This window comes from Elizabethkingia sp. YR214, assembly GCF_003058195.1.
Lineage (GTDB): Bacteria > Bacteroidota > Bacteroidia > Flavobacteriales > Weeksellaceae > Elizabethkingia.
The window spans coordinates 593,420-618,840 of the sequence record NZ_QBUH01000001.1; the positions used below are offsets into that span (position 1 = coordinate 593,420).

25 protein-coding genes are annotated in these 25,421 nt (G+C 35.9%); 14 read left to right on the forward strand and 11 right to left on the reverse strand.

Features of this window, described 5'->3' with window-relative positions; translation table 11 throughout:
• Window positions 1-138 precede the first annotated feature (138 nt).
• The 6 genes from C8J95_RS02680 (at window position 139) to C8J95_RS02705 (ending at window position 6,205) form a co-directional block, all read left to right on the forward strand.
• Complete coding sequence (locus C8J95_RS02680) at window positions 139-1,668, forward strand: helicase HerA-like domain-containing protein (protein WP_107807500.1); 1,530 nt, start codon at window positions 139-141, stop codon at window positions 1,666-1,668.
• A gap of 23 nt (window positions 1,669-1,691) precedes the next feature.
• Complete coding sequence (locus tag C8J95_RS02685) at window positions 1,692-2,915, forward strand: PolC-type DNA polymerase III (RefSeq protein WP_107807501.1); 1,224 nt, start codon at window positions 1,692-1,694, stop codon at window positions 2,913-2,915.
• Window positions 2,916-2,946: 31 nt separating this feature from the next.
• Window positions 2,947-4,146 carry a diaminopimelate decarboxylase gene (gene lysA, locus C8J95_RS02690; RefSeq protein WP_045182530.1) on the forward strand — a complete coding sequence of 400 codons (1,200 nt, stop codon included), beginning with the start codon at window positions 2,947-2,949 and terminating at the stop codon, window positions 4,144-4,146.
• Window positions 4,147-4,229: 83 nt separating this feature from the next.
• Window positions 4,230-4,970 carry an energy transducer TonB gene (locus C8J95_RS02695; RefSeq protein WP_107807502.1) on the forward strand — a complete coding sequence of 247 codons (741 nt, stop codon included), beginning with the start codon at window positions 4,230-4,232 and terminating at the stop codon, window positions 4,968-4,970.
• Between the two features lie 18 nt (window positions 4,971-4,988).
• Window positions 4,989-5,768, forward strand: coding sequence for an energy transducer TonB (locus tag C8J95_RS02700; protein ID WP_107807503.1), 780 nt, complete (start codon window positions 4,989-4,991; stop codon window positions 5,766-5,768).
• Entirely contained in the window at window positions 5,768-6,205 is a 438-nt protein-coding gene (locus tag C8J95_RS02705) for an META domain-containing protein (RefSeq protein WP_107807504.1), read from the forward strand. Before C8J95_RS02700 ends, C8J95_RS02705 begins: the two co-directional genes overlap by 1 nt.
• On the opposite strand, the gene C8J95_RS02710 is transcribed toward C8J95_RS02705, so the two are convergent.
• The gene (locus C8J95_RS02710; RefSeq protein WP_107807505.1) at window positions 6,202-6,477 is read right to left on the reverse strand and encodes a hypothetical protein; all 276 of its coding nucleotides are present in this window, start codon (window positions 6,475-6,477) and stop codon (window positions 6,202-6,204) included. The two genes, C8J95_RS02705 and C8J95_RS02710, sit on opposite strands and share 4 nt — an antisense overlap.
• A 112-nt stretch (window positions 6,478-6,589) precedes the next feature.
• Here C8J95_RS02710 and hflX point away from each other — a divergent pair, with 112 nt between their 5' ends.
• The 3 genes from hflX to C8J95_RS02725 are packed head-to-tail and all read left to right on the forward strand — an operon-like array spanning window position 6,590 to window position 9,856.
• On the forward strand, window positions 6,590-7,804 hold the full coding sequence (hflX, locus tag C8J95_RS02715; protein WP_034870890.1) for a GTPase HflX: 1,215 nt from the start codon (window positions 6,590-6,592) through the stop codon (window positions 7,802-7,804).
• Window positions 7,805-7,843: 39 nt separating this feature from the next.
• Entirely contained in the window at window positions 7,844-9,118 is a 1,275-nt protein-coding gene (locus C8J95_RS02720) for a sodium:proton antiporter (RefSeq protein WP_107807506.1), read from the forward strand.
• A gap of 6 nt (window positions 9,119-9,124) precedes the next feature.
• Window positions 9,125-9,856 carry a DNA alkylation repair protein gene (locus C8J95_RS02725; RefSeq protein WP_107807507.1) on the forward strand — a complete coding sequence of 244 codons (732 nt, stop codon included), beginning with the start codon at window positions 9,125-9,127 and terminating at the stop codon, window positions 9,854-9,856.
• On the opposite strand, the gene C8J95_RS02730 is transcribed toward C8J95_RS02725, so the two are convergent.
• Window positions 9,853-10,233: a group III truncated hemoglobin gene (locus C8J95_RS02730; protein ID WP_107807508.1), complete on the reverse strand. Its 381-nt coding sequence runs from the start codon at window positions 10,231-10,233 to the stop codon at window positions 9,853-9,855. The genes C8J95_RS02725 and C8J95_RS02730 overlap by 4 nt on opposite strands.
• A gap of 93 nt (window positions 10,234-10,326) precedes the next feature.
• On the opposite strand from C8J95_RS02730, the gene C8J95_RS02735 reads away from it, so the two are divergent.
• Complete coding sequence (locus C8J95_RS02735) at window positions 10,327-10,818, forward strand: YkgJ family cysteine cluster protein (protein WP_107807509.1); 492 nt, start codon at window positions 10,327-10,329, stop codon at window positions 10,816-10,818.
• A gap of 126 nt (window positions 10,819-10,944) precedes the next feature.
• Complete coding sequence (locus C8J95_RS02740; RefSeq protein WP_107807510.1) at window positions 10,945-11,226, forward strand: hypothetical protein; 282 nt, start codon at window positions 10,945-10,947, stop codon at window positions 11,224-11,226.
• 89 nt (window positions 11,227-11,315) lie between these two features.
• Here the strand turns inward: C8J95_RS02740 and gdhA are convergent, their stop codons facing one another.
• From gdhA to C8J95_RS02755, 3 genes are all read right to left on the reverse strand, one after another.
• Window positions 11,316-12,680, reverse strand: a complete 1,365-nt coding sequence (gene gdhA / locus C8J95_RS02745) for an NADP-specific glutamate dehydrogenase (RefSeq protein WP_078403242.1) — start codon at window positions 12,678-12,680, stop codon at window positions 11,316-11,318.
• A gap of 185 nt (window positions 12,681-12,865) precedes the next feature.
• Window positions 12,866-13,975 carry a DNA-processing protein DprA gene (dprA, locus tag C8J95_RS02750; protein WP_107807511.1) on the reverse strand — a complete coding sequence of 370 codons (1,110 nt, stop codon included), beginning with the start codon at window positions 13,973-13,975 and terminating at the stop codon, window positions 12,866-12,868.
• A 37-nt stretch (window positions 13,976-14,012) separates the two neighbouring features.
• Window positions 14,013-14,780 (reverse strand): rhomboid family intramembrane serine protease, encoded by a 768-nt coding sequence (locus tag C8J95_RS02755; protein ID WP_107807512.1) that lies wholly within the window; start codon window positions 14,778-14,780, stop codon window positions 14,013-14,015.
• A 167-nt stretch (window positions 14,781-14,947) separates the two neighbouring features.
• Between C8J95_RS02755 and C8J95_RS02760 the strand changes: the two genes are divergently transcribed.
• Window positions 14,948-16,069 (forward strand): DUF3078 domain-containing protein, encoded by a 1,122-nt coding sequence (locus tag C8J95_RS02760; RefSeq protein WP_107807513.1) that lies wholly within the window; start codon window positions 14,948-14,950, stop codon window positions 16,067-16,069.
• 5 nt (window positions 16,070-16,074) lie between these two features.
• Here the strand turns inward: C8J95_RS02760 and C8J95_RS02765 are convergent, their stop codons facing one another.
• The 6 genes from C8J95_RS02765 to C8J95_RS02790 all read right to left on the reverse strand — a co-directional run bounded on the left by C8J95_RS02765 (window position 16,075) and on the right by C8J95_RS02790 (window position 23,423).
• Window positions 16,075-17,607 (reverse strand): YifB family Mg chelatase-like AAA ATPase, encoded by a 1,533-nt coding sequence (locus C8J95_RS02765; RefSeq protein WP_107807514.1) that lies wholly within the window; start codon window positions 17,605-17,607, stop codon window positions 16,075-16,077.
• A gap of 196 nt (window positions 17,608-17,803) precedes the next feature.
• Window positions 17,804-19,546 carry a hypothetical protein gene (locus C8J95_RS02770; protein ID WP_107807515.1) on the reverse strand — a complete coding sequence of 581 codons (1,743 nt, stop codon included), beginning with the start codon at window positions 19,544-19,546 and terminating at the stop codon, window positions 17,804-17,806.
• A 32-nt stretch (window positions 19,547-19,578) separates the two neighbouring features.
• Window positions 19,579-19,800, reverse strand: coding sequence for a hypothetical protein (locus C8J95_RS02775; protein WP_107807516.1), 222 nt, complete (start codon window positions 19,798-19,800; stop codon window positions 19,579-19,581).
• A gap of 132 nt (window positions 19,801-19,932) precedes the next feature.
• Window positions 19,933-21,483 carry an AraC family transcriptional regulator gene (locus tag C8J95_RS02780; protein ID WP_107807595.1) on the reverse strand — a complete coding sequence of 517 codons (1,551 nt, stop codon included), beginning with the start codon at window positions 21,481-21,483 and terminating at the stop codon, window positions 19,933-19,935.
• Between the two features lie 280 nt (window positions 21,484-21,763).
• Window positions 21,764-22,846, reverse strand: coding sequence for a mannose-1-phosphate guanylyltransferase (locus C8J95_RS02785; RefSeq protein WP_107807517.1), 1,083 nt, complete (start codon window positions 22,844-22,846; stop codon window positions 21,764-21,766).
• Window positions 22,836-23,423, reverse strand: coding sequence for a SprT-like domain-containing protein (locus C8J95_RS02790; RefSeq protein ID WP_107807518.1), 588 nt, complete (start codon window positions 23,421-23,423; stop codon window positions 22,836-22,838). The genes C8J95_RS02785 and C8J95_RS02790 overlap by 11 nt, the downstream gene beginning before the upstream one ends.
• A gap of 82 nt (window positions 23,424-23,505) precedes the next feature.
• Between C8J95_RS02790 and C8J95_RS02795 the strand changes: the two genes are divergently transcribed.
• Both C8J95_RS02795 and C8J95_RS02800 read left to right on the forward strand, forming a co-directional pair.
• Window positions 23,506-24,639, forward strand: a complete 1,134-nt coding sequence (locus C8J95_RS02795) for a serine hydrolase (protein ID WP_107807519.1) — start codon at window positions 23,506-23,508, stop codon at window positions 24,637-24,639.
• Window positions 24,640-24,722: 83 nt separating this feature from the next.
• Window positions 24,723-25,418 carry a 3'-5' exonuclease gene (locus C8J95_RS02800; protein ID WP_107807520.1) on the forward strand — a complete coding sequence of 232 codons (696 nt, stop codon included), beginning with the start codon at window positions 24,723-24,725 and terminating at the stop codon, window positions 25,416-25,418.
• Window positions 25,419-25,421: the final 3 nt, after the last annotated feature.

Here is a 25,421-nt window from a genome sequence, read left to right on the forward strand (position 1 = left end):
TGCAAAATTAACGATTAATATTCCCTTTGTTATGAGGATTGTTAATGATTTTTGTCAAGAGAAAAATAGTTCAATATTAAAAAATATGTCCTGTTTTCACCCAAAATTTCTAAATTTATCCGTCAAAAATATTTTTAGATGGCAGATAAAGGAAAATTTATTCAGGAGCTTACAGCTAGATATCAGTGCAATGGTGAACATATTGTACTAGGGAAAGGTATTTTTAATGGAGAAGTAGTTCCTGAAGTGGATGTGTGTATTCCTTTGAGCACAGTAAACCGACATGGGCTTATAGCAGGAGCAACAGGAACCGGAAAAACAAAGACGCTTCAGGTTTTTGTAGAGCAGCTTTCCCGTAATGGGATCCCATCCATGGTTATGGATATTAAGGGTGACTTGTCCGGATTGGGAGCTGCAGGAGAAAACAATGCTAAGATCCAGGAGCGCTATGCAAAAACACAACTGCCATATAGTCCACAGGCATTCCCTGTAGAATTTATGAGCATTTCCGATGAGAAAGGAGTGCAACTAAGAGCTACAGTAACCGAATTTGGACCTGTATTACTAAGCAAAATTTTAGGACTAAATGATACCCAGTCGAGTATCATGTCTATTATTTTTAAATATTGTGATGATAAAGCTCTTCCGTTACTGGATTTAGACGATCTGAAGAAGGTATTGCAATATGTTACAGATGATCCACAAGGAAAATCGGAACTAAGTAGTAATTACGGAAGTATCGCTTCGGCATCGCTAGGTGCGATACTACGTTCTATTGTTGCTTTGGAACAGCAAGGGGCAAAAGAATTCTTTGGAGAATTATCCTTTGAAGTAGAAGATCTGTTACAAACCCGAAATGGCTTGGGAGTTATTAATATTTTGCGTGTAACCGATTTACAAAGCAGACCACAGTTGTTTTCTACATTTATGTTATCATTACTGGCGGAAATTTTTGATAAATTTCCAGAAGTGGGAGATAAGGGAAGACCGAAATTTGCGTTGTTTATAGACGAGGCTCACTTGTTATTCAAAGAAGCGTCTAAAGCACTGTTGAACCAGATTGAGACTATTGTAAAGCTAATCCGCTCTAAAGGTGTAGGGATTTACTTTATTACTCAGGTGCCGGGGGATGTTCCGGATGGCGTTTTGAGCCAGCTTGGTTTAAAAATTCAGCATGCACTAAGAGGCTTTACAGCTAAAGATAAAAAGGAAATAGATAAAGCGGTTGAAAACTATCCTACAACGGAGTTTTATAAAGCATCGGAACTTATTCAGAACCTTGGGATTGGTGAAGCATTTGTAACGGCTTTAGATGAAAAAGGAATTCCTACACCTTTGGTAGATACATTCCTTATTTCTCCGGAGTCCAGAATGGATATCCTTACACCACAGGAAATAGATAATCTGGTTGTATCTTCTTCTTTGGTACAAAGATATAAAGATGCAATAAACAGAGAATCTGCATATGAGATTCTTAGTAACAGAATGAATCAGGTGATTCAGAATCAACAACAGGCTCCGTCTTCAAATGGAAGACAGCCAAAACCGGAACCCGGAATGTTTGACCAGGTTCTTAAAAGTCCATTAGCAAAATCTGTAGGAAATACCATCGTAAGGGAAGGTATGAATATGCTTTTCGGAATGCTGGGACTGAAAAAAAGAAGATAATTTTATTTAATTAATAGAGAACATTGTATTCAATTATAGATATTGAAAGTAATGGCGGTGCTTTCAAGAAAGAAAGTATTATCGAAATTGCTATATACCGATTCGATGGACACGAAATCGTAGATCAGTTTATATCTCTGGTAAATCCGGAAGATGTGATTTCTCCGTATGTCCAAAAGCTAACAGGAATCACTGCCAAAATGGTAAAGACTGCGCCTAAGTTTCACGAAATTGCAAAAAGGATTGTTGAAATCACGGAAGGTACTGTAATCGTTGGGCATAATGTAGAGTTTGATTATCGAATGATCAGGCAATCTTTCCATAGGTTAGGATATAATTACGAAAGAGAAACGATAGATACTATTCCGTTAGCAAAAAAACTAATTCCAAATGAAGAAAGCTACTCTCTGGGCAAGCTTTCAAAATCTCTGGGCATTCCTCTCACGGATAGACACCGTGCATCTGGAGATGCAAGAGCGACTGTGGAATTGTTCAAAATATTACTGGCAAAAGACCAGGAGAAAGAAATTTTGAAGCACCAGAAAGAGACTCAGGTGTCAAATAATCTGAATAAAAAGATTACGGCGCTTACAGAATTTCTTCCGGCAGAAAACGGAATTATCTATTTTCAAAATGCGAATGGTGATATTCTGTATACCGATTATTCATCTAATATTTATCAGACAGCAACAAAGATATTCCATGCGCGGACAAAGAAATGGGACAAGTTAAAAGCTGAGACTACTCAGATTCATTATGAATTTACAGGAAATGAGCTTATTGCAAAACTTATGATGCTGCAGAAAACTAAAAAGAAAACGCCTTCGTTGCCTTTCGGATTGTATTATAAGAATGATAAATACATAATAGAAAGAACCAAGGGACAGACAGGTGATTTACTGAAGTTTAAATCTTTTTCACAGGGGAATAAAGTAAAGACTTTTATCACTGAACAGGAACGTTTTCAGGATAACCCAACAGCTTTAAAAGAGTTTCTTTCATTAGATAATCGAAATGAAGTATGGATTTCTGAGGGAAGAACTAAAAGCGAAAAATCCTTTTTAGTTCTGGAAAAAGGAAAACTGACAGGGTACGGATTTTATGAGCTTCACCACCAGATAAAGTCTTTAAGTAAGATAAAAAAACTGAAAATTGAAATTCATGCAGTAAATAATATGATATACAATGAATTAAAATTATCTTTGCTGCGCAATAATTATGAGATAAAAAATCTGCCAACAACATAATGTTAAGTACAAAAAGTACAAGAGAAGCCATATGACAAATCAAGAATTACTAAAAATTGCAGGAGAGTACGGAACACCCGTATATGTTTACGAAACTGATAAAATCAGAGAACAGTATGAAAAGCTTACCAAATCGTTCGATGATAAGACCAGATTTTTCTATGCAGCAAAGGCTTTAACTAATATCAACATTCTGAAGTACATACAAAAGTTAGGTGCTAATATCGATTGTGTGAGCATTAATGAAGTGAATTTGGGCCTTAAGGCTGGATTTACACCAGAGAAGATCTTGTTTACACCAAACTGTGTAGATATTACTGAGATTGAAGAGGCAATGAAGCTTGGTGTACACATCAATATTGATAACATTTCTATTCTGGAACAATTCGGAAATAAATATGGTAATACATATCCGGTATTTATCAGAATCAATCCACATATTTTTGCCGGAGGTAACTATAAAATCTCCACTGGGCATATTGATAGCAAATTTGGTATTTCTATTCACCAGCTAAGACATATTCAGCGTATTGTAAAAACTACAGGACTAAATGTTGAAGGTTTGCATATGCATACCGGAAGTGAGATTAAAGATATTGATGTCTTTATCCAGGGTCTTGAAATAATGTTTGAGATGGTGGAGGACTTCCCGAATCTTAAATATATCGATATGGGAAGTGGTTTCAAGGTACCATATCAGGAAGGAGAGCTGGAAACTGATGTGAAAACATTGGGTAAAAAAGTTCTGAAAGCAGTAAACAATTTCAAAAAAGAAACAGGAAAAGATTTTGAACTATGGTTTGAACCAGGGAAATATCTGGTGAGCGAAAGCGGACATTTCCTTGTAAGAACTAATGTTATCAAACAGACTACAGCAACTGTTTTTGTTGGTGTTAATTCAGGATTCAATCACCTGATCCGTCCAATGTTCTACGATTCATACCATAAAATAGAAAACCTTTCCAACCCGACAGGGCCGGAGCGTATCTATACTGTTGTTGGAAACATCTGTGAAACAGATACTTTTGCATGGGACAGAAAAATAAATGAAGTAAGAGAAGGTGATATCCTTGTCTTTAGAAATGCAGGAGCTTATGGTTTTGAAATGAGTTCTAACTTCAATAGTCGCTTAAAGCCTGCTGAAGTAATGGTAATGGACGGAAATGTACACTTGATCAGAAAAAGAGATGTTTTTGAAGATCTTCTTAAAAATCAGATCGAAGTGTTGTAATTTTTAACATTCACATAATACGATATAAAGGCATTAAAGACTATATTAGCAGACTCTTTAATGCCTTTTTTAATGAAACATTTATGATGAAAAAATTACTTCTTTTTACTTTATTAGGATCTTTATTTTTTGCACAGCAAAAAGAGGGAGTAGCTCCTGCTGTTTATGACAAATATCCCAAAGGACAGAGCGATTATAATGGAGGTAATGTCCAATTCTATAAAGAACTTCATCAATTAATTATAGATAAGAAGATTCAACCCTGCGAAAATAAGACAGAACTATATTCTGTTAGATTTGTGGTATATCCGGATGCTACAATAAAATTTGTGAAAGAAGAGAATCCTGAAAAAGCAGAGAAAAATAAATGTGCTTACCAGTTAACCAGAACCCTTTTTAAATATCTGGATGGCTGGAAGCCTGCTGAAGTAGACGGACAAAAAGTAGCAGCTATTACAAGTATGATTATATTCCCGGATGCACTGTTCGATAAATATGTAGAAGGTTATGATGCTGTAAATTATTATGGGCCTCCGGCTGAATTTCCGGGAGGCGTTCAAGCTTTTAGAAAGAAATTTAGTCGTAATGTAAATGCAAATGGCTTTAAATGGGACCAAAGGATTCAACTTGTGATGTATTTTAAAATTGATGAAAATGGTAATGCAGTAGATTTTAGGATGGATCCGAGTTCCGGTAATGCTGATTTTGATGAAATGCTTATAAAATCTGCAAAATGGATTAAAGATAAATGGAAGCCCGCAACACTACATGGAGTGAATATTAAAACCGGATTTAGATTTCCAATAGTTCTCAGTGAAAATTAATAAACCCAACACCAAAATATGAAATCACAACTATTATTAGTTTTTACACTTATGTGTAATCTGTTTTTCTCTCAAAATACTAAAAAGCTCAAAGAATTTGTATTAGATAAATATCCTGATGATCAGGTTTTCTACAAAGGAGGATTAAAGGCTTTTTATCGCGATGTACATAATGTTATTGAAGAAAATAAAATAAAAGCTTGTGGTCAAGATGATCCAAATCAGTATTATAAGCTTAAACTTAAAATTTACCCTGACGGAAGAATAGAAAAACTTAAGAATGTAGATTCATTAATCAATGCAAAAAATGAATGTGCACGTGTACTGGCTAATAATGTTGTAAAAGATCTTAAAAATTGGAATCCTGGAATCTATCAGGGGCGTAAAGTTCCTGCTATAGCTGAGATTTATATCTTTCCATACGACTTGTTCGGAAATTATAAAGACGGACTTAATTCTATAGAGAATTTTACATTACCGGAATTTCCGGGTGGTAAGTCTGTTATGATTAATACAATTCATAGAGAATTTTACACCATCTTCAGAGATTTTGATATTCAAGGAGGTATTCTACTGAACTTCGATATTAATGAAAAGGGAGAAATGAACAATCTTACAGTATGGCCAAAAATTATGGAGCAGAATTTTGTATGGGAAACGATGCGGACATTTAAAAGAATAAAGACTACCTGGAAACCGGCTATGAGAAACGGAGTTCCTATGGCTTATCATTTTGAATATGGAATGGGGATGTCAGTGGGATACAATTATGATAAAACAAACAAAGACAACAATTAATGAAAAGAATTTTAACCGTTATTGGATTTATGCTAGTAACGATGTGTGTTACTGGGTGCGCAACCACTCAGAAAGAAATAAGTGCCAACCTTAAACGACAATGGATGCTTGTTTCTATGAAGGAGTTCTCTAAAGACGAACTTATACATGCAAAAGCATCTGTAGATTTAACAACCAGAGAAGCTGGGGCTATAGGTTACTCCGCTTTTATGGGGTGTAATAATCTAAGATTCCAATTGAATGAAGTAAACGGGAATAGATTATCTGTATCTGGTGTTTCCGGAACAAAAATGTTTTGTCCGAATCACCTTGATTTAGAAAATCAGTTTATAGCTCTTTTTCCTACAATGAAGTTTTATAATGTAGAAGGACATTTTCTTACACTGAGAAACAGAGATGGGGAAGAAATGAAATTTGTGGCAGCCGACTGGGATTAGTCAGAAGAAGCTATCTGCCAGAATATATCAGCATCTTTTGGAAGCATTATCTTATGAGGGCTTACCAGAAATATATCAGCATCCTTATCGTAGGTCACTATATTTTTAAAATATTTTAGCAAATCGCTATTAGAAAAACCTATCCGGAACTCATTTCTGAGCTCCGGATTTTCGTGTACAAAGCAAAGATTTCCGGAATTGTCTTCCGGTAGGTATTCCAATTTTAATACCTTTTGTAAATAATCTTTTAATATTTGTATTTCATCTCTCACAACACTATAAAATTAATAAAAAGTATAATTATACATAACTGTGTTACTAAGGGTTAAAATATGTTTTATATTTAATTCTGTAAACTTTATTTCACAATTCTTATTTTTGTATATGCTAGAAAAAAAAGAACATCAGTATGAAAAGGCGGTCTTGGTAGGTCTTATTACCAAAGATCAGGATGAGGAAAAACTAAAAGAATATATGGACGAACTGGAGTTTCTTGCTTATACAGCAGGAGCGACGGTCGAAAAAAGATTTACCCAGAAAATGTCCCAGCCGGACTCTAAAACATTTGTAGGTAAAGGTAAAGCTGAAGAAATACGAGACTATGTAAAGGAAAATGAGATAGGAACAGTTATTTTTGATGATGAACTTTCCCCTTCTCAGTTAAAGAATCTTGAAAGAGATATAGAGGTTAAAATTTTGGATAGAACCAATCTTATTCTGGATATTTTCGCTCAACGTGCTCAGACATCCTATGCAAGAACACAAGTAGAACTTGCGCAATACGAATATCTGTTACCACGACTTACCAGAATGTGGACTCACTTGGAGCGTCAGCGAGGGGGTATTGGGATGAGAGGACCTGGTGAAACCGAGATTGAAACTGACCGTCGTATTATCCGTGACAGAATATCTTTATTAAAAGATAAACTAAAAACAATAGACCGCCAGATGGCGACCCAAAGAAATAACCGTGGAAAAATGGTTCGTGTTGCTTTGGTGGGCTATACCAATGTAGGAAAATCGACTCTGATGAATTCCTTATCTAAATCTGAAGTATTTGCAGAAAACAAACTTTTTGCAACACTGGATACCACAGTAAGGAAAGTAGTGATAGGCAATCTTCCTTTTCTGTTAACAGATACTGTAGGATTCATTCGCAAGCTGCCAACACAGCTGGTAGAATCTTTCAAATCAACATTGGACGAGGTGCGTGAGGCAGACTTATTAATCCATGTTGTCGATATCTCACATGAAAGTTTTGAAGACCACGTTAATTCAGTAAACGAAATTTTACAGGAAATAGATGCACACAAAAAGCCTGTGCTAATGGTGTTCAATAAAATTGATGATTTCAGCTATGAGAAAAAAGCTGAAGATGATCTGACGCCAGCTACTCGGAAAAATGTTTCTCTGGAAGAATGGAAAAATACATGGATGGCAAAGTCTAAGCACCCTACTGTTTTCATTTCTGCTCTTACGAAGGAAAACTTCCCTGAGATGAAAAAAATGATTTATGATGAGGTACTGAAAATTCATATCTCAAGATTCCCATATAATGATTTCCTTTTCGAATATTATGACGATGAAGAAGTAGAATAATAAATAAATTAAAAAACACAACAAGAAGAAAAAAGAAGAATGGAGTTATATTATTCGTTTTCTGCACTCATAGTGCTGGCATCTATTTTTGCCTATATCAATTATAGATTTCTGAAGCTTCCCAGTACAATCGGGATTATGGTAATAGCCATTACGGTTTCTACATTTCTGGTATTATTTGGAGAAAGTGTATTGCCTAAAACATTTGTAAGGCTAAACCGCCTGATGGATAGTATTGACTTTACAGAGGTATTGATGGGAGCAATGCTTAACTTTTTATTATTTGCCGGCGGGATTCATATTAATATCAATGACCTCAAAGAACAGTTTCGGCCGGTCTTTATATTTTCGACGATAGGTGTGGTAATCTCCACCTTTGTGGTAGGTTTTGGAGTTTATTATATTTTTCCGCTTGTAGGGGTACATATTCCTTTCCTTTATTGCCTTGTATTTGGAGCCTTGATTTCACCAACTGATCCTGTAGCGGTGCTCAGCATTCTGAAGCAGGCAAAAGTATCTAAATCGCTCGAAACAAAGGTTGCCGGAGAATCATTGTTTAATGATGGTATGGCTGTCGTTGTCTTTACAGTGGTATTGCAGTTGGCGGTGGGTAAAGAAGTGGATCTTGGAATCGAGAATATATCTCTTTTATTACTTCATGAAGCCGGTGGCGGATTGTTACTCGGTGTTTTGTTAGGTTGGATTACTTCCCGATTGATGAGAGAGGTGGACGATTATATTATATCCGTACTGGTTACACTGTCCGTAGTAATGGGAGGTTATCTTATTGCACGACAACTACATATTTCAGGGCCATTAACGATGGTTGCCGCAGGTTTGTTCATGGGGAATTTCAATGTTAATTTCAAAATGAAATCTGTTACCCAGGATTATCTTATTAAATTCTGGGAGCTGATAGATGAAATTCTGAATGCCGTTTTGTTCCTGTTTATAGGTTTTGAACTTTTAATGATAAAAGATCTTCAGAACTTTATCATTCCGGGTATTATTGCTATTGTAGTGGTATTACTGGCAAGAGTTATTTCTATATGGGGGCCGACTCAGTTTATGTCTTTCAGAAGTCGATTCAGCCCGCAAACGATTAAGGTTTTGATATGGGGAGGAATCCGGGGAGGTGTTTCTATCGCTTTGGCGATGTCTATTCCGAAGAATGAATATAGTACGGCTATTCTCAGTATCACTTACTTTGTTGTTGTATTTTCTATTATTGTTCAGGGCCTTACTATTGGTAAGGTGGCCAATCCTAAGAAGATTGCAAATGAAGAAAAAGAACAGGAGCATATTTCAGAATAATAATATATGAAAGGAAAAGCAGATCATATAGGACAACAGATAGAAGAAGCCCTTCAGATGCTCTCTACACGAGAAAGAGCTGTTCAGATGCCACGATATTTCAAAACCGGAAAAGGAGAGTACGGAGAAGGAGATATATTCTATGGTGTTTCTGTTCCGGATCAGCGAAGTGTAGCGAAAGAGTTTTATAAAGAAATTTCACTGAAAGAGCTTTCGGATGTGTTAAAGTCCGAAATACACGAAATGCGCTTAACAGCAATCTTTATGCTGGTGGCCAAATATGAAAAGGCAAAAAACAATACAGAAAAAAGACAGTTGGTAGATTTTTATCTCGATCATCTTGAATATGTGAACAACTGGGATATTGTAGATTCTTCTGCGCATAAAATATTGGGTGCCTATGCTTTCCACAACGGTGAGGAGGAAATTTTATACAAGCTTTCCTTTGATGAGGACTTGTGGAAGAAGAGGGTAGCGGTTATAGGATCGTACTGGTTTATAAAGAATAAGCATTATGAGTTGACACAAAAGCTAGTACTAAATAACCTGAAACATCCGCATGATCTGATGCATAAAGCTAATGGTTGGATGCTTCGGGAAATTGGAAAGAAGGATGAAAGTGTAATGTTGGATTTCCTCAACAAGTACTATAAAGAAATGCCGAGAACAAGTCTTCGCTATGCTATTGAAAGATTAGATGAGGAGCTCAGACAAGATTATCTTAAGGGAAATATTTAGAGCCTTCTGGCCATTTCCATTTTATAAGCCATAAGATTCGCAATATTATTGGCTTTGTATATGGCTAAGTCTGCATTTTTTCCAGAGAAGTTTTCTTCTACTGTTTCTGTCCATAGCTTTATCCAGTGTTCAAAATGCTCTTTCTCAATAGCTTTTATTTCATTAATTGGGAAATGTACCCGCATTGGATTTCCTTTGTAAGTCATTTGACCAAAAAGAATAGACTCCCAAAAGTCATACATCTTGGGTAAATGCTTGCTCCAGTCAACCTTGCCAATATCATTAAAGAATAAGCCTATCTTGTTGTCTGTCTGAATTTTCTGATAGAATTTGTTTACCAATAATTCTATATCTACTCGGGTTTCCAGGTCATTCATTCCCACTATTTTTATCAAAGGTACAATGAGAAGCAATGCTTTACAAAATTTTAAAGACTGATTAATTACATATCCTTAATTTTGTAGCTTATTATGGATTTAAAATATTACGCCGAACAGGCTAAACTAAAACATAAAGAACACAAAAAGTTTCTGGATTCTCTTAAAAAGAAACCTCCTAAAAATCTGGATTATGCTGTACAGGAAACTCATGATGAGGTTTTCGAGGAAATTGACTGTCTGCAATGTGCTAATTGCTGTAAAACAACAGGGCCATTATTTACTGAAAAAGATATAGAACGGGTTTCGAAACATCTTCGTATGAAAGCTTCTGACTTTGAGGAGAAGTTTCTGAGAGTAGATGAAGATCAGGATAAGGTTTTACAGGCCTTGCCTTGCTTTTTTCTGATGAATGACAATAAGTGTTCTATTTATGAGGTAAGGCCTAAAGCTTGCCGCGAATATCCACATACAGACCGAAAAAAAATTTACCAGATTAATAATCTTACATTAAAGAACACGATTATATGTCCTGCAGCATATACCTTCGTAGAGAAAATTAGAAAAAATTTGGAAAAAAAGTAAACGTATTCCCAATGAATATTAAATAATGTCAAAGTGCGTTAAAGTTTTATAATGTAAACAATTTCAAATAGATAATGATCGTTTTAAGAGTGAACACTAAAATTTAATTTTTAAAAACGAAACATTATGAAAAGGTTATTTTTCTCAGCCATTTTACTGGCTTTAGGTACAGGTGCTACATTTGCTCAGTCAACAACTCAGGACACTACTAAGAAAACTACTACAACGACAACAGAAGTAGCAACAACACCTTCTACAAGTACAACAACTACGACTCCGACGACAACTACCTCAACAGAAATGAGTACTTCTACTAACGTGAATACGGATGATAAGAAGCAACCGGCTACGAATGATCAGAAGGCAACTCATGAAAAAAAGAAGAAAAAGGAAAAGAAAATTGAATAATCCAAAACTTCACTATTTAGTTTTTCTTCAAAATAAAAAGGATGGTTCAAAACCATCCTTTTTATTTCTTCATATTTTACTTTTTGTTTCTATACAACACCTTGCGCAAGCATAGCTTCTGCTACTTTTACGAATCCGGCAATGTTAGCACCTTTTACATAGTTTACATAGCCATCCTCATCTTTACCATAGTCTCTACAAGCTTTGTGAATACCAATCATAATTTCTTTAAGACGAGCATCTACTTCTTCAGAAGACCAGTTAAGACGTAGAGAGTTCTGCGTCATTTCAAGACCAGAAGTTGCAACACCACCAGCATTGGATGCTTTGCCAGGAGAGAACAATACTTTGTTATCCAGGAAGTAGTTAATAGCATCTAAAGTAGAAGGCATATTTGCTGCTTCGGTTACACAAATACATCCATTAGCTACTAATAACTTAGCATCTTCAAGATCTAATTCATTCTGCGTTGCGGAAGGAATAGCAACATCACATTTTACCTCCCAAGGTCTCTTGCCTGCAACAAACGTTGCAGAAGGATATTTCTTAGCATAATCTTCAGCTCTGTTGTTTCCAGAAGCACGAAGTTCTAATAGATAATCGATCTTATCTCCAGAGATTCCTTCCGGATCATAGATGTATCCGTCCGGACCAGAAAGAGTAATAGCTTTACCTCCTAGCTGATCAATTTTTTTAATTACACCCCATGCTACATTTCCAAATCCGGAAACAGCAAAAGTTTTACCGCTGATGCTTTCACCAATGGTTTTTAGCATCTGCTCGCAGAAGTATACCACACCATATCCTGTAGCTTCAGGACGGATAAGTGAACCTCCATATGCAAGTCCTTTTCCGGTAAGTACACCGGTAAATTCGTTTCTTATTTTTTTGTATTGACCAAATAGGTAACCGATTTCTCTTGCACCAACACCAATATCTCCAGCAGGAACGTCAGTGTCTGGTCCAATGTGCTTACAAAGCTCTGTCATAAAAGCCTGGCAGAAACGCATGATTTCATTGTCAGATTTTCCGCTTGGGTCGAAATCTGCACCACCTTTTCCTCCACCCATTGGTAGAGTTGTTAAGCTGTTTTTGAATACTTGTTCAAATGCTAAGAACTTTAGTACACTTAGGTTAACTGTGGGGTGGAAACGTAACCCTCCTTTATATGGTCCGATTGCAGAATTCATCTGAATTCTGAAACCTCTGTTTACCTGAATTTCTCCTTTATCATCAAACCATGGAACACGGAAAATAATTACTCTTTCTGGTTCAGCCATTCTTTCTAATAGCTTGAATCCTTTGTACTGATCTTTTGAAAGAATGAACGGAATCACCGTTACGGCTACTTCGCGTACGGCTTGGATAAACTCTGGTTCATTAGGGTTTTTGGCTTCAATATAAGCCATAAAGCGGTCAATTTCCTGTTGTACTTCTGCACTAAATTGTTCCATTAGAATTTGATTTTTGTCCGAACAAAGTTAAAATTTTTCCCATATCTACCAAGGAATATTTTGAATTTCAGTAAAATTTAAAAAAAATACGGGTTTGTTTTAAAAATTTTACAATTTACTTTTGTTTGTTAGAAAGTTTCATTCTTTATTCATTAAATAATATAATATTAAGAAATTGTTAATTCTCAGCTTGGGTAATATTGTCTCCCGGAAGAGGCTTTAATGTGCCCCAAAAGTTCCAGATCTAATATTATGGGTAAAATTTTATACACAGGAAGAGATACTTTTTCGGCAATTTCATCCGGATTTATGTTAGGACAATCTATAATAGCAGATAGAGTCAGTTGTTGCTCCGATGTAAGGCTTGCAGGAATCTCTTTTTTATGAAATAAAGAGAGTTGTTCCACAGGCTTGGCAGCAAGGCCTAGATAGTCAATTGTATCGGATATGGAAACGATGATTCTTGCCTTGTTTTGCGAAATCAAAAGATTGCATCCCTGGCTGTATTTATCTTCAATAGGCCCTGGAAGAGCAAGGACTTCACGGTTATATATATTGGCATAATTAGCAGTGCTTACAGAACCTCCACCATAAGCCGTTTCTGTTATGATTGTGGCGGGGGATATGCCGGCAATAATTCTGTTTCTCTGGATAAAACTTTCTCTTATCGGTGGCTGTAATGAATTAAATTCAGTGAAAAGACAACCATTATGCTCCAGAATTTTATCAGCTAATTTTCTGTTTTTAGTAGGATACAGCATATGAAAACCATGTGCTAATACTGCGACAGTGGGAATGTTATTTTTTAAAGATTCTTCATGCGTACAAGTGTCTGTTCCTATAGCAAGCCCACTCACTGTTTGGAGATTGTTATTTCTTAGAGAATACAGAAATTCGGTAATAAACTCTTTTCCATACTTCGAACATTTTCTTGTGCCAACTATGCTAATATTTGTCCTGTATTGATTAAATTTTCCTTTCTGATAGAGTATTGCTGGTGTATCATCGCAATGGTGTAATAATTCTGGGAAATTTCCCTGATGAGAAAGTAAAATCTGAATGTTATTCTTATAGCAAAACTCTAGTTCTCTTTCGGCAAATTGTAAATGAGAATCTTTCCCAATCTCTTCCGCTATTTTGTTCCCAATACCATATAATTTGATCAGCTCATGTTTGTGTAGATTCCATGCTCTTTGGGCAGAGCCTGCTGTACCAACTATTTTCTTGAAGTATAAATCCCCGATCTGTGGGCAGTGTCTTAGCGCTATGGAATAAAGATGCTCTTCGGAAAACATTTAAAATATATTTCCTTAAAAATAAGAAAATTATTAATTATTTTCCTCTTATTTCATCTAAAAAATCCCAAACATTCTCTTTTTTTCTGTAAGGAAGTTCTCTGAAATCTTCCGGGTTTTCCTGTATATATTTCTGCCAAAGTATATCATCTTTCTCATTATAATACTCAGGATATTCCCAAATAAATTTTTTTCTTTTTTCTCCCTTATCTTTATAAATGAAGGCCATAATAATACCTATAACAGCCCCGGATAAATGGGATTGCCAGGATATCCTGCTGGGCTCATTTAGAGTGAAGAGAAGTTCCTCAGGAATCATTCCCCATATCATACTTCCATAATAAAGAGCCACTATAAGCGATACTGTTAATAATTTTAGGTTCCATCGTATAACACCACTGGCGAAAAGGAAGAATGCAAGTACATATATAACACCACTAGCGCCAATAATACAAGAGGTATAGGTCTGGTGGTCGAACAAATTAACAGACGGTGTCATCCATACAGCTAAACCGGAAAATAACCAGCCATACAGCATAACTCTATCTGCTACGGATCCGTAAAACTGGTATAGTAACGAGCTTAATACAACCAAGGGTAATGAGTTGCCAAGTATATGTTCCCAACTGCCATGTAAAAAAGGTGAAAAGAAAATACCTTTAAGCCCAGAAGGAACTAATGGTATAATAGCACCATCACAACCTTCGATCAGTCCAAGGTTCTGTACGAGAAATCCTAACCATATTGCGGCTAAAAAAAGTAAAGGCATAATAATGGCCTTTGGATGTATAACTCCTTTGAACATAACTAGAAAGTGCGCAAAAGTTTTGCCATACTATTTACGATTTATTTTTGGCATCTTTTGACATAAAATGAGTATTTATTCGTTTTTAAATAGTCATAGAAGTGACAAAATTTCTTTTTTTATAAAGAAGTTGTATTTTTGAACGAATTTTAAAAAGATTGGAAAAAATGAATAGGGTTTTAATAGGTACGTTGTTCTTTTTTGCAATGCTGGTTTCTGCTCAGCATGCAAAAACAAAAGCTGTTATCGATTCTATTAATCAGGCTAAATGGAAAGAAAACAGTGTAAACGTAGACAGTCTTTCTAATTTCAGCATGGTGAAAATTCCAAGAATAAAAATAGATACTATTATTATTCAGCAGCCCGCAGTTATAGCTGCACTAACAGAGCCTATACCAGTTACACCTTATCAGATTATGAGATCCCCAAGTCTTAGAAGATGGTACGTATATGGGCAGAATAATGTTTTGTTTAACCAGGCAGCCTTCTCTAACTGGAATGCAGGGGGGAATAATAGTGTAGGAATAAATGCTAAGGTAAATTACAGCCTGATTTATAAAAAAGGGAGGCATTTTCTGGACAATAATTTTCAATTAGGCTACGGGTTGGTATCTTCTCAAGGGCAATCGTCGAGAAAGACAGATGACTATATCAATATTATGTCCAACTATGGTTATGATCTTAGAAAGAATTATTATCTGTCTGCAGGTATACAGTTTCTTTCTCAGTTTTCTCCGGGATATAATTATTCTACGACACCGGAACCTGTTTATAATGACAGGATATCGAAGTTTATGGCTCCGGGATATCTGAATATAGGTCTCGGTATCTCTTACAACCCGAAAGAGAATTTTCAGGTGATATTTCGTCCGGCAACAGGAAGGTTTACTTTTGTATTGGATCCGAAACTTCAGGTAGCTGGTAATTATGGTTTGGAAAGAAATGGCCAAAGTGTAAGAACGGAGTTTGGTGCATTAGCCAATATTATGTACAAAATCCAGATTATGAAGGATTTTAGCTTTACCAATCAGCTAAATCTTTTCTCCAGTTATACAAGCCACCCGGAACGGGTTGATATCTCTTATACAGGTGTAGTTAATATTAAATTCAATAAATTTATTTCTACTATTATATCTGTTGATTTGCTGTATGATCATGACCAGATTCAAAAACTACAGCTAAAGCAGACTTTAGGAGTAGGTATTTCTTATAATCTTGGTTTGCAAGCGGAGGACAGGCCCGATGGTAAAAAATTTATCAAACCTTTTGGTACAGGAGTAAGAGGGTAGTAGCTTCAAACATTCCAAAATTCCCGATCCAGACTTCTGTATTGTATAGCTTCTGAAATGTGAGCTGTGGATAGGTTATGAGAATTTTCAAGATCAGCAATTGTTCTGGCAACTTTTAGTATCCTGTCGTAGGCTCTGGCGGAAAGGTTTAATTTTTCCATAGCTGTTTTCAGTAGCTTCATGGACGCTTCATTGAGTTCACAGAACCGATCTATTTCTTTTGCACCCATTTGCGCATTATAATTTATGTCCAATTCAGTAAATCTGTCAGACTGAATTTTTCGGGCTTTAATAACACGTTGACGAATTTCAGAACTGGTTTCCCCTTTCTTTTTGTCAGAAAGTTGCTCAAAATCTACTTTGTCAACTTCGATATGAATATCGATACGGTCTAATAAAGGTCCTGAAATTTTATTCATATACCGTTGCATTTCAAAGGTTGAAGATGTGTTGTTGGGATCATCAGGGAAATAACCTGATGGACTTGGATTCATAGAGGCAACTAACATAAAACTTGCAGGGTAATTCACCGTAAACCTAGCTCTGGATATATTTACCTCACGATCTTCGAGGGGCTGTCGCATCACTTCCAGCACACTGCGTTTGAATTCGGGCATTTCATCCAAGAATAATACACCATTATGGGCAAGTGAAATTTCTCCGGGCTGAGGATAACTTCCTCCACCCACCAGAGCGACGTCTGATATTGTGTGGTGAGGATTTCGAAAGGGTCTTATAGTAATTAGTGAGGCATTATTCTCTATTTTTCCGGCAACAGAATGTATTTTTGTCGTTTCCAGAGCTTCTTTTAAATTCAGAGGAGGCAATATTCCGGGAAGTCTTTTTGCAAGCATGGTTTTTCCACTTCCGGGAGGACCGATTAATATAATATTATGCCCTCCTGCAGCAGCTATTTCTAAAGCCCTTTTCGCCATTTCCTGACCTTTTACTTCACTAAAATCCGAACTAAAATTATCAGTCTTTTGTTCAAATTCTTTTTGAACATCGAATTCTGTTTTGGGTAAAGGTTTATCCTGGTCGAAGAAATCTATAACCTCTTTAATATTAGTGATACCATAGACATCCAGCTTATTTGTAATAGCAGCCTCTTGTGCATTTTGTTTAGGTAAGATAATTCCCTTGAATCCTTCTTCAGCGGCCTGAAGAGCAATTGGAAGAATGCCTTTTAGTGGCTGTAAACCTCCGTCCAGAGATAATTCTCCCATGATAATATATTTATCAAGATTTTCGGCTTTTATAGAATTGTTTGCAGCTAATATACCAATAGCAATTGTGAGATCATAGGCAGAACCTTCTTTGCGAAGATCGGCAGGTGCCATATTGATGGTAATTTTCTTTCCAGGAAGCTTATATCCTACATTTTTTAGAGCAGCAGAAATTCTGTGACTGCTTTCTTTAATGGCATTGTCTGGTAAGCCAACAAGATAATAGCCAACACCTTTATCGATATTGACTTCTACAGTAATACAACGGGCAGAGATACCATGTATGGCACTTCCATAAACTTTCACTAACATATATTTTTAATCATTTGTTAGTGAAAGGTATAAAAAATAAATTAATATATAGAATTGTGTTTTATATTTATGTTTATTTGGTTAAAAAAATGATTTAATTTATACTGTTATAATTAATAAAGGCGGATAACCTTTTTGATTCAGAATTACCCGCCATTTACAAACAAATGATGAAGTTGTTAAACTTATTTTCTATTTAAGTATTCGGAGTTGATGTTGTTCTTACACAACGAACCATACGGCCTTCGGTTTTGGCTCCGGATCTCACTTCTGCATTACTCCAGCCTACAAACCACGCAAATCTGGAATAACTCATGTACCAATAATTGGCATTGTTGGTGTTAACAGAAGTAGAAGACCAGTAATATGCGCCACCGCCGCCTAGGGCACCCAGAAAAATTCCTCCGGGAGAATCACTTACACTTGTACCTCCTAAAAACCCGGGTGCAGTTCGATATCCGTAAAAAGAAAGAAATAGTCTTTGGGAATTTGTGGGGAAGGATGTATTTAAACTATTTCCTGCATCCAGATTATATACAGCACTAAAATTTGCACCTAAGAATAATCCATAATTTTCTTTTTTGTCATCAGGTTGCCCCAAATTACTGAATTCAGTATTGGTAGGCATACGCCACATTCCTTCAGGATAAACTTTAGAACATGCATCAGTATTGTCAGATGAAGATCCGTTTGGTGTTGCTGCCATCCAGTTCCAGTATTCTATGTCTTTGTCTGGCTGAGAATATTCATTATCCGGTCGGAAACGATATTTATCAGCTTGAGAGGAATAGATTAAGTTTGTACGCGCCCATAATAATCCCTTTAGTCTGACACCTGACTCTATCAGGCGTACATTGAGGGTATAACGGTTTCCTAAAGCAGGTGTAACTGGGATATTGCTATACGGTACGATACTGTTGCTAAAGCTTCGTGTGCTGTTGTCATCCATGTTAAGATCTAGCTGATTCAGTCTTATTCTTAGATTATTTGACGGTACAGGTGCTGAGCTTACAGTATAGAAAGTTGCTGTTTTAGTAGCTCCGGCTGCACCACCGGCTCCAGCTTTGTTAACCATATTAGCGCCTGTTACTGCGGATACATTCTGAAGGTTAGAATATTGTCCGGTAAGTACATTAAGGTCTCCTGTTTTAATTATGCTGGAAAAAGCAGATCCGGTACCTGTTCCAACTTCTACTGAGGTTGTATTATTGATGGTTCCAAACATTCCTCTTGTATCCAAATCTAATTGTATACGTGCTGTGTTGCGCTTAAGGACAATGCTCATATTGTTTTGTCCATATTGTGCATTTATAGTTCCCTGGTTCCATAATACGTCTTTGTTGGCCAACGAAGCTGCAGAAACAATTCCCGTAGCAGTATTCACTGATGGTGTCGAATTGTCGTTTGTAGAGACAATATACCATTTGTATTGTTTTCCTGCATCTACCTGGATATTTGGATTTGTTCCTGAAGTTGCATCAACATTTTTTATAAGTGTGTTGCTTGCAGCATCATAAATTAACAAACGATACTTTGTACCTGTTATCATAGGGGTATTGGTTACCGCAGCCATAGCTCCTGTATATGAAGATGTAAGAGAGGCTGATAACCCTTGTGATTTATCAGATGTAATCTGACCTTCAGCGCTGATCAGGGCATCGAAATTTTCCGTTGAAATTACTTTTTCTGGAGCAATTGAAGCCGATGAAGATTTTCCTGTATTTTTTATAGATGCAGTAGCGAGGTTCGTTATATTTTCCTCTTCCTCGATACCAGCAATATTAAAGCTTAGAAATGTTCCTTGCATTCCTGCATTTCCATCCGGGTTTTTGGTTTCTTCATCCCTTGATGAACAAGAGATGAAGCTGAGTAGCAGAGTTCCTGTAAAAATAAAAGAACTCGTTGCCTTAATTAGATTTTTGTGTATAGATGTATTCATAATTGTGTTTTACCTGATTAATGAGCTTTTAATTACAAGTCAAAATCTTTACCGCCCAGACTTCCACCATCATTCCAGTCTTCGACCTGTGGTGTATTGGGAGAGCCTGCATCTCCGGGGTTTAAAGTGGCTGATGTTGCGGCGAAACCGTGCTCCATTTCTATTAAAATGACTTCTAATGCAGGTGGAGTGTATGCCTTTTTGCCGGAAGCATAAATCTCAGGTAAGACATGTTTGTTTTTCTCTTTTTTCATCACTCTGATTTTTAATGTTTTATGCCGTAAAATTAGAATGATGACAGGCTTGGCTGTTAGTATTGTAAAAGCAGAATTCTGGAAAATTGCTTTTGTTTGAATTTTAACTTGTTGTTTATCAGTGTTTTGTGATTATTTGTTTTTTCTTTTTAATGTTCTTATAAACTCAGAAGGGGACAGTCCTACTTCTTTTTTGAATATATAAGCAAACCGGCTTTGTGAAGAAAAGCCACCTATGTCTGCCAAATAACTGATTTTGTAATTCTGAAATTTAGGTTCTTTACAGAGGCAATGGACAATGTATTTTATTTTCAGGCCATTAATATAATCGTTGAAATTTTTATTCCGGTGGGCTTTCAGGAGGTAGTGTACATACTTTGTATTGGTATCAAGAATCGATGCAAGGTTTGAAAGAGTAAAGTTTTTTGCCATAAAATCGGTACTGGTTTCAAATTGGTTTAATTTTTCCAAAAGCTCAGATTCTTTAGCTTCAGAAATAAGAGTAGATGTCCGGGTAATGTTTTCGTAATTGAGATTTATAAAACTAAAGTTTTCAGTAGGCTGTATGTCATTTTCAGATACATGCTTTATTTTCTTAATGAAGGCAATTCCAACGTTTTCTGTATGATTTGGAGGTCTTTTCTTATATGTTTTTTTATCTTTTATAATAATATATAAGGTTATAATAGCGGTTAGCAGGATAAAAAAGCTTTTCCAATGTTCTATCTGGCTATTCTGATCGGTAACTTTTTTTTCTTCCCGCTCAATCTCCAGCTCATTTACTTTTTGAATTTCGGTTAAGATCTTTTTGAAGAACTCTTTGAAACTTTTAGAGCTGCGATCGTCCAATTGGCTAATTTTGCTTAGAATTTTCTCTTCTGAAATTCGCTTGGCTAATACCTGATAACCTTTTTTTTCTGCAATTTTTTCTGCAGAATCAAACAACTCCCGGGCTTCTTCTCTTTTGTTTTCTTTTGTTGCTATCATTGCTTTGCACAGATCATAATAGGGTGTCTGATAGTGGGTGGCAATATTTATATTCTTTAAATAGAGCTCTGTTTTTTCAAAATTTTTTTTAGCCTCGTGGAGATTATTGTTTTTTAAATAATCATATGCAATGATATTATGCTCCAAAGCGAGATCAATTTTTTGCTGAAAAATAAAGGGCTTCGACTCGGGGAGGTTTAAATATTTTTTCTTTAACAGGTCTATGTTTTCCTGATGGTATAAGATGGCTAAATGAAACTGGTTACTATGCTCCATTCTTCGAGCCTTATACAGGTTAGTCATTATATAAGAATCTATCTTGTCCAGAGAATTAGAAAAAGAACATGCTATCCCCCAATATTCATTGGCTTTATTAGGGAAACCTATACTCCGGTATATATCACTCAGAAAATAATTAATGACAAAACGTTCCTTGTTATGATGATTCTTTAATGCGTAATAATTGGCTTGTTCATAAAGTTTAATGGCGTCAGTATATCTTATCTGTTTGTAGAGGGAATCTGCCATTTGTGTATATGTCAGTATCTTTTCCTGATCTGTGCGTGGTGTTGAGAGGAGAGAGTTAGTGTCTAAATAGTAGAGCTTTCGGATATATCCAGAGATATTGAAGCTGTCTGTTGCTTGTGCAAATGTAAATGCAGAAAATAGCATCAGAGCGTAAAAATATTTTATCATCATTCCTTTGTTTGTGTAAAAACAAAGAAAGGAAGAAGCTTTCTCTAATACATTGTTATTTGTATTAAATGTTGGACAGTTTTCTGGAATATTGTAAAAAAAGGAGGACTTAATTCCAGAAAACAGATCATAATTTGACGTAATTTCTGAAAACTAAAAAAAACAGGGTGAAATTCCCTGTTGTCTTTTTAGTTATATCTTAATGTATATTGCTGAAAAGCGCACTGAAAAGATAAATTTTATAGCGCTTTGGGCTAATAAAAGAAAAATAAAAATATGTTTAGATGAATTTATCTCCCTTTTTTGTTGTTTTCAGATCAATTACATAATCTTTAATTTCCTGATCGTGACTTCGAGGACAAATTAGTAATGCTTTATCAGTGTCTACAACGATATAATCATTTAATCCGTCTATGATTACAGCCTTATTTTTATTTTTAATGTGTATGATATTACCTGTAGAAGCATAAGACAATACATATTTAGAATTTTCAGCATTGTTATGTTCATTCTTTTCAGCATTTTCAAATACCGATGTCCATGTACCCAAGTCGGACCAGCCTAAATCAGCTGGAATCACAGCTACATTTTTAGTTTTTTCCAGAATACCGTTGTCAATGGAGATTTTCTGAACCTTTGGATAAATGGTTTCAATACATGTTTTTTCAGACTCATTGTTGTATTCACATTCTGTGAATTGCTGATACATTTCAGGAAGGTTATCTTGAAATGCTTTCAGGATATCCTGAACATTCCATACAAATATTCCGGCATTCCAAAGGAAGTCTCCAGATTCAATAAGTGTTTTGGCTACTTCTAGAGTCGGTTTTTCAGTAAAGGTTTTTACTTTGAAAACATTTTGCCCTTTTTTTTCTAAAAACTGAATGTAGCCATAGCCTGTTTCCGGGCGTGTCGGTTGTATACCAATAGTTACAAGTGTATGATTTGTATTTGCTTCTTCAAAAGCAAGTTCGACAGTGTTTAAGAAAACGTCTTCTTTTAAAATAAGATGATCTGAAGGAAGGACCGTTATTACAGCATTAGGGTTAATTTCCGCTATTTTCATACCCATGAAAATATTACAAGCTGCAGTATTCTTCATCACTGGCTCGCCAACAATATTTTCTGGTTTTAATTCTGGTAACTGATTTTGTACCACGCTAACATGCTCGCTGCTGGTAATAACAAAAATATTTTCAACAGGAACAATTTTGCTGATCCTGTCATAAGTTTGCTGAATCATGGTACGTCCTACCCCTAATATATCCTGAAATTGCTTTGGAAACTTGGAGGTACTGATAGGCCAGAATCTACTGCCTACACCCCCTGCCATTATTACACAATATCTGTTTTCAATCATCATGAGTCAATTTTTTAACCTGAACACAGGTTCGGAATAAATATTTTTTTCCCGAATGCAGGTTTTTGCAAATATAGCGTTTTTTCCTTACTTCGAGGATTTCAAAAGTCTGATTTTGATATTCAAAAATATGGCCAGGATCCAGATCTTCAATAAAATCCTCATTTGTATTTTTACTGAAATAACGAACTATCTCTGGCGTTGCCATATAGTTTGCTTTTGGGGTTTTAGAAAAAGCCATTACCATTGGGCGGAAATCTTCTTCATAAATATTCAGACTCTCTAGTAAAAGATTACGATAGCACGTTTTCCATTCCTTACCGTGTGGTAATATTTTTTTGTCCGCAGAGAATGTAATGAGATGTGCAATTTCATGTGTTAATACAAAGAAAAAGAGCTGTGGTTCCAGATCTCCATTAATCGATATTTGCTGGGTTTCACCGGAGCGATAACGATAATCACCAAGTTTAGAGTTTCGTTTCTTTGTTATTCTGATATGGCAGGAATAAGGTTTCAGCCATTTTTCGATAAAGAAAACGGACCCTTCCGGAAGGTATTTTTGTAAGACTTGCAGACTCATGACTTTCAAACAAAGGTCTTAATTTTTTCGTTAGAATCAATACCTTTATTTAATACATTTGTAAGAAACAACGACAGAAAATATGCTGAGTATAATTGTAGGTATTGTAGTTCTTCTTATTATCATTTGTTTTGTATTAGGGTATGGTTATCTCTTTACAGCCGTAAGGAAAACCTATTTTAAAGGAAAGACCGGAGCGCATATTTTTGATGGTCAGGACTTTTCCTCCAATACTATTGGAAACGGAAACATTCTGCCATGGGAGAAGGCGTCGGACTATAATCAGATTTCACTTCCTCAAAAGCTTTTAGTGCATCTCAATAAAACCAAAAGCGTTTCTTTTCTTGTTATTAAAGATGGAAAACTTTTAAGTGAAAACTATTGGCAGGGAAAGAATCAGTCCTCCAGAACTAATTCTTTTTCTATGGCTAAGAGTGTCACCGTTATGCTTTTAGGATGTGCAATTCAGGATAGAAAAATAGAAAGTACAGATATTAAATTATCCTATTTTTATCCCGAATTTGCTAAAGACCCAAAGGGGAAAGACTGCACACTTGGTAATCTTTCGGCAATGGAAAGTGGGCTGGACTGGGACGAAAATTATGCAAATCCGTTTAAACCAAATGCAAAAGCTTATTATGGGGATGATCTTGCAGATTTTATGCTGAAAAGAAAATTTAAAGCAGTGTCCGGAACTCAGTTTGAATACCAAAGCGGTACCACGCAACTTTTAGGCTTTGCAATTCGTAAAGCAATAGGAGAGAGCCTGAGTAGTTATGCTTCCGAAAAGCTTTGGAAACCATTAGGGATGGAATACCCTGCTTTCTGGAATCTCGACAGAGAAAAAGGTATGGAGAAAACCTATTGCTGTATCAATGCGGCATCAAGGGACTTTGCAAAATTTGGACAATTACTTCTTGATAACGGAGTATATAATGGGCAGCAACTTCTGAGTTCGGAATTTGTGCAAAAAATGATTACTGGAACAAAGTTATCGAAGGAATCCTATGGTAATGGGATCTGGGTGAATAATGATGCAAAAATTAAACATTATTATTTGCGGGGATTATATGGGCAGTATGTAATTTGTATTCCTGATTATAATATGATTGTTGTGAGAACGGGTTCCTCCAGAGACGAAGCTAAAGATACCAAGGAACGTCCTGAAGAAGTTGAGATGTTTGTAAATGAAGCAGTGGCCTTATTCGGAAAGTAAATTTATATTTTGTTAAATTGCATACTTCATAGCAGGAGCGTTATTCAATTTGTGAGTTTCACTCTGGCGGAAAATTATACAAAATGATCCAAAATATTCCTTTTGAAAAAATTCTATTTTTAGATATTGAAACTGTACCACAGGCTGGTAACTGGTCCGATTTGGATGAAGCAACACAGAAGTTATGGGACAAGAAAACAAGATTTCAAAGAAAAGAAGATGTTTCAGCTGATGAATTTTATGAAGACAGAGGTGGGATAATGTCTGAGTTTGGTAAGATTGTTTGCATTTCTGTAGGAATGCTCGCAAAGTCCGGAAAGTTGAAGATTCATTCATTTAGTGGGCACGACGAAAAGAAGCTGCTGGAAGAATTTGGAGAAATGTTCAATAACCCACGAATGAATCAGGTGGTACTATGTGCACATAACGGAAAAGAATTCGATTTTCCTTATATATCGAGAAGAATGTTGATTAATCAGATGCAGCCCCCGGTTCCGTTACAAATGTTTGGTAAGAAGCCGTGGGAAATTCCACATATAGATACAATGGAACTCTGGAAATTTGGTGACTGGAAAAATTTTGTTTCGTTAGAATTATTAGCACATATATTTGGTGTTCCGACACCTAAAGATGATATAGACGGATCTATGGTCGCGTCAATTTATTATATAGAAAAAGACTTAGAACGTATTCGTGTGTATTGTGAAAAAGATGTCTTAACTTTGTGCAACGTTTTCAGGAAGATGCGGCAAGAGGATTTGTTGCAGCGTGAAGACTAAAAA

Coding starts and splice junctions, on each gene's coding strand:
- C8J95_RS02785 (WP_107807517.1), bottom strand. CDS start 22,846: ATGATGATTGAAAACAGATATTGTGTAATAATGGCAGGGGGTGTAGGC.
- C8J95_RS02730 (WP_107807508.1), bottom strand. CDS start 10,233: ATGAATGACCTGGAAACCCGAGTAGATATAGAATTATTGGTAAACAAA.
- C8J95_RS02735 (WP_107807509.1), top strand. CDS start 10,327: ATGGATTTAAAATATTACGCCGAACAGGCTAAACTAAAACATAAAGAA.
- gdhA (WP_078403242.1), bottom strand. CDS start 12,680: ATGGAACAATTTAGTGCAGAAGTACAACAGGAAATTGACCGCTTTATG.
- C8J95_RS02755 (WP_107807512.1), bottom strand. CDS start 14,780: ATGTTCAAAGGAGTTATACATCCAAAGGCCATTATTATGCCTTTACTT.
- C8J95_RS02740 (WP_107807510.1), top strand. CDS start 10,945: ATGAAAAGGTTATTTTTCTCAGCCATTTTACTGGCTTTAGGTACAGGT.
- C8J95_RS02700 (WP_107807503.1), top strand. CDS start 4,989: ATGAAATCACAACTATTATTAGTTTTTACACTTATGTGTAATCTGTTT.
- dprA (WP_107807511.1), bottom strand. CDS start 13,975: ATGTTTTCCGAAGAGCATCTTTATTCCATAGCGCTAAGACACTGCCCA.
- C8J95_RS02795 (WP_107807519.1), top strand. CDS start 23,506: ATGCTGAGTATAATTGTAGGTATTGTAGTTCTTCTTATTATCATTTGT.
- C8J95_RS02680 (WP_107807500.1), top strand. CDS start 139: ATGGCAGATAAAGGAAAATTTATTCAGGAGCTTACAGCTAGATATCAG.
- lysA (WP_045182530.1), top strand. CDS start 2,947: ATGACAAATCAAGAATTACTAAAAATTGCAGGAGAGTACGGAACACCC.
- C8J95_RS02720 (WP_107807506.1), top strand. CDS start 7,844: ATGGAGTTATATTATTCGTTTTCTGCACTCATAGTGCTGGCATCTATT.
- hflX (WP_034870890.1), top strand. CDS start 6,590: ATGCTAGAAAAAAAAGAACATCAGTATGAAAAGGCGGTCTTGGTAGGT.
- C8J95_RS02780 (WP_107807595.1), bottom strand. CDS start 21,483: ATGATAAAATATTTTTACGCTCTGATGCTATTTTCTGCATTTACATTT.
- C8J95_RS02725 (WP_107807507.1), top strand. CDS start 9,125: ATGAAAGGAAAAGCAGATCATATAGGACAACAGATAGAAGAAGCCCTT.
- C8J95_RS02765 (WP_107807514.1), bottom strand. CDS start 17,607: ATGTTAGTGAAAGTTTATGGAAGTGCCATACATGGTATCTCTGCCCGT.
- C8J95_RS02760 (WP_107807513.1), top strand. CDS start 14,948: ATGAATAGGGTTTTAATAGGTACGTTGTTCTTTTTTGCAATGCTGGTT.
- C8J95_RS02775 (WP_107807516.1), bottom strand. CDS start 19,800: ATGAAAAAAGAGAAAAACAAACATGTCTTACCTGAGATTTATGCTTCC.
- C8J95_RS02800 (WP_107807520.1), top strand. CDS start 24,723: ATGATCCAAAATATTCCTTTTGAAAAAATTCTATTTTTAGATATTGAA.
- C8J95_RS02790 (WP_107807518.1), bottom strand. CDS start 23,423: ATGAGTCTGCAAGTCTTACAAAAATACCTTCCGGAAGGGTCCGTTTTC.
- C8J95_RS02705 (WP_107807504.1), top strand. CDS start 5,768: ATGAAAAGAATTTTAACCGTTATTGGATTTATGCTAGTAACGATGTGT.
- C8J95_RS02695 (WP_107807502.1), top strand. CDS start 4,230: ATGATGAAAAAATTACTTCTTTTTACTTTATTAGGATCTTTATTTTTT.
- C8J95_RS02770 (WP_107807515.1), bottom strand. CDS start 19,546: ATGAATACATCTATACACAAAAATCTAATTAAGGCAACGAGTTCTTTT.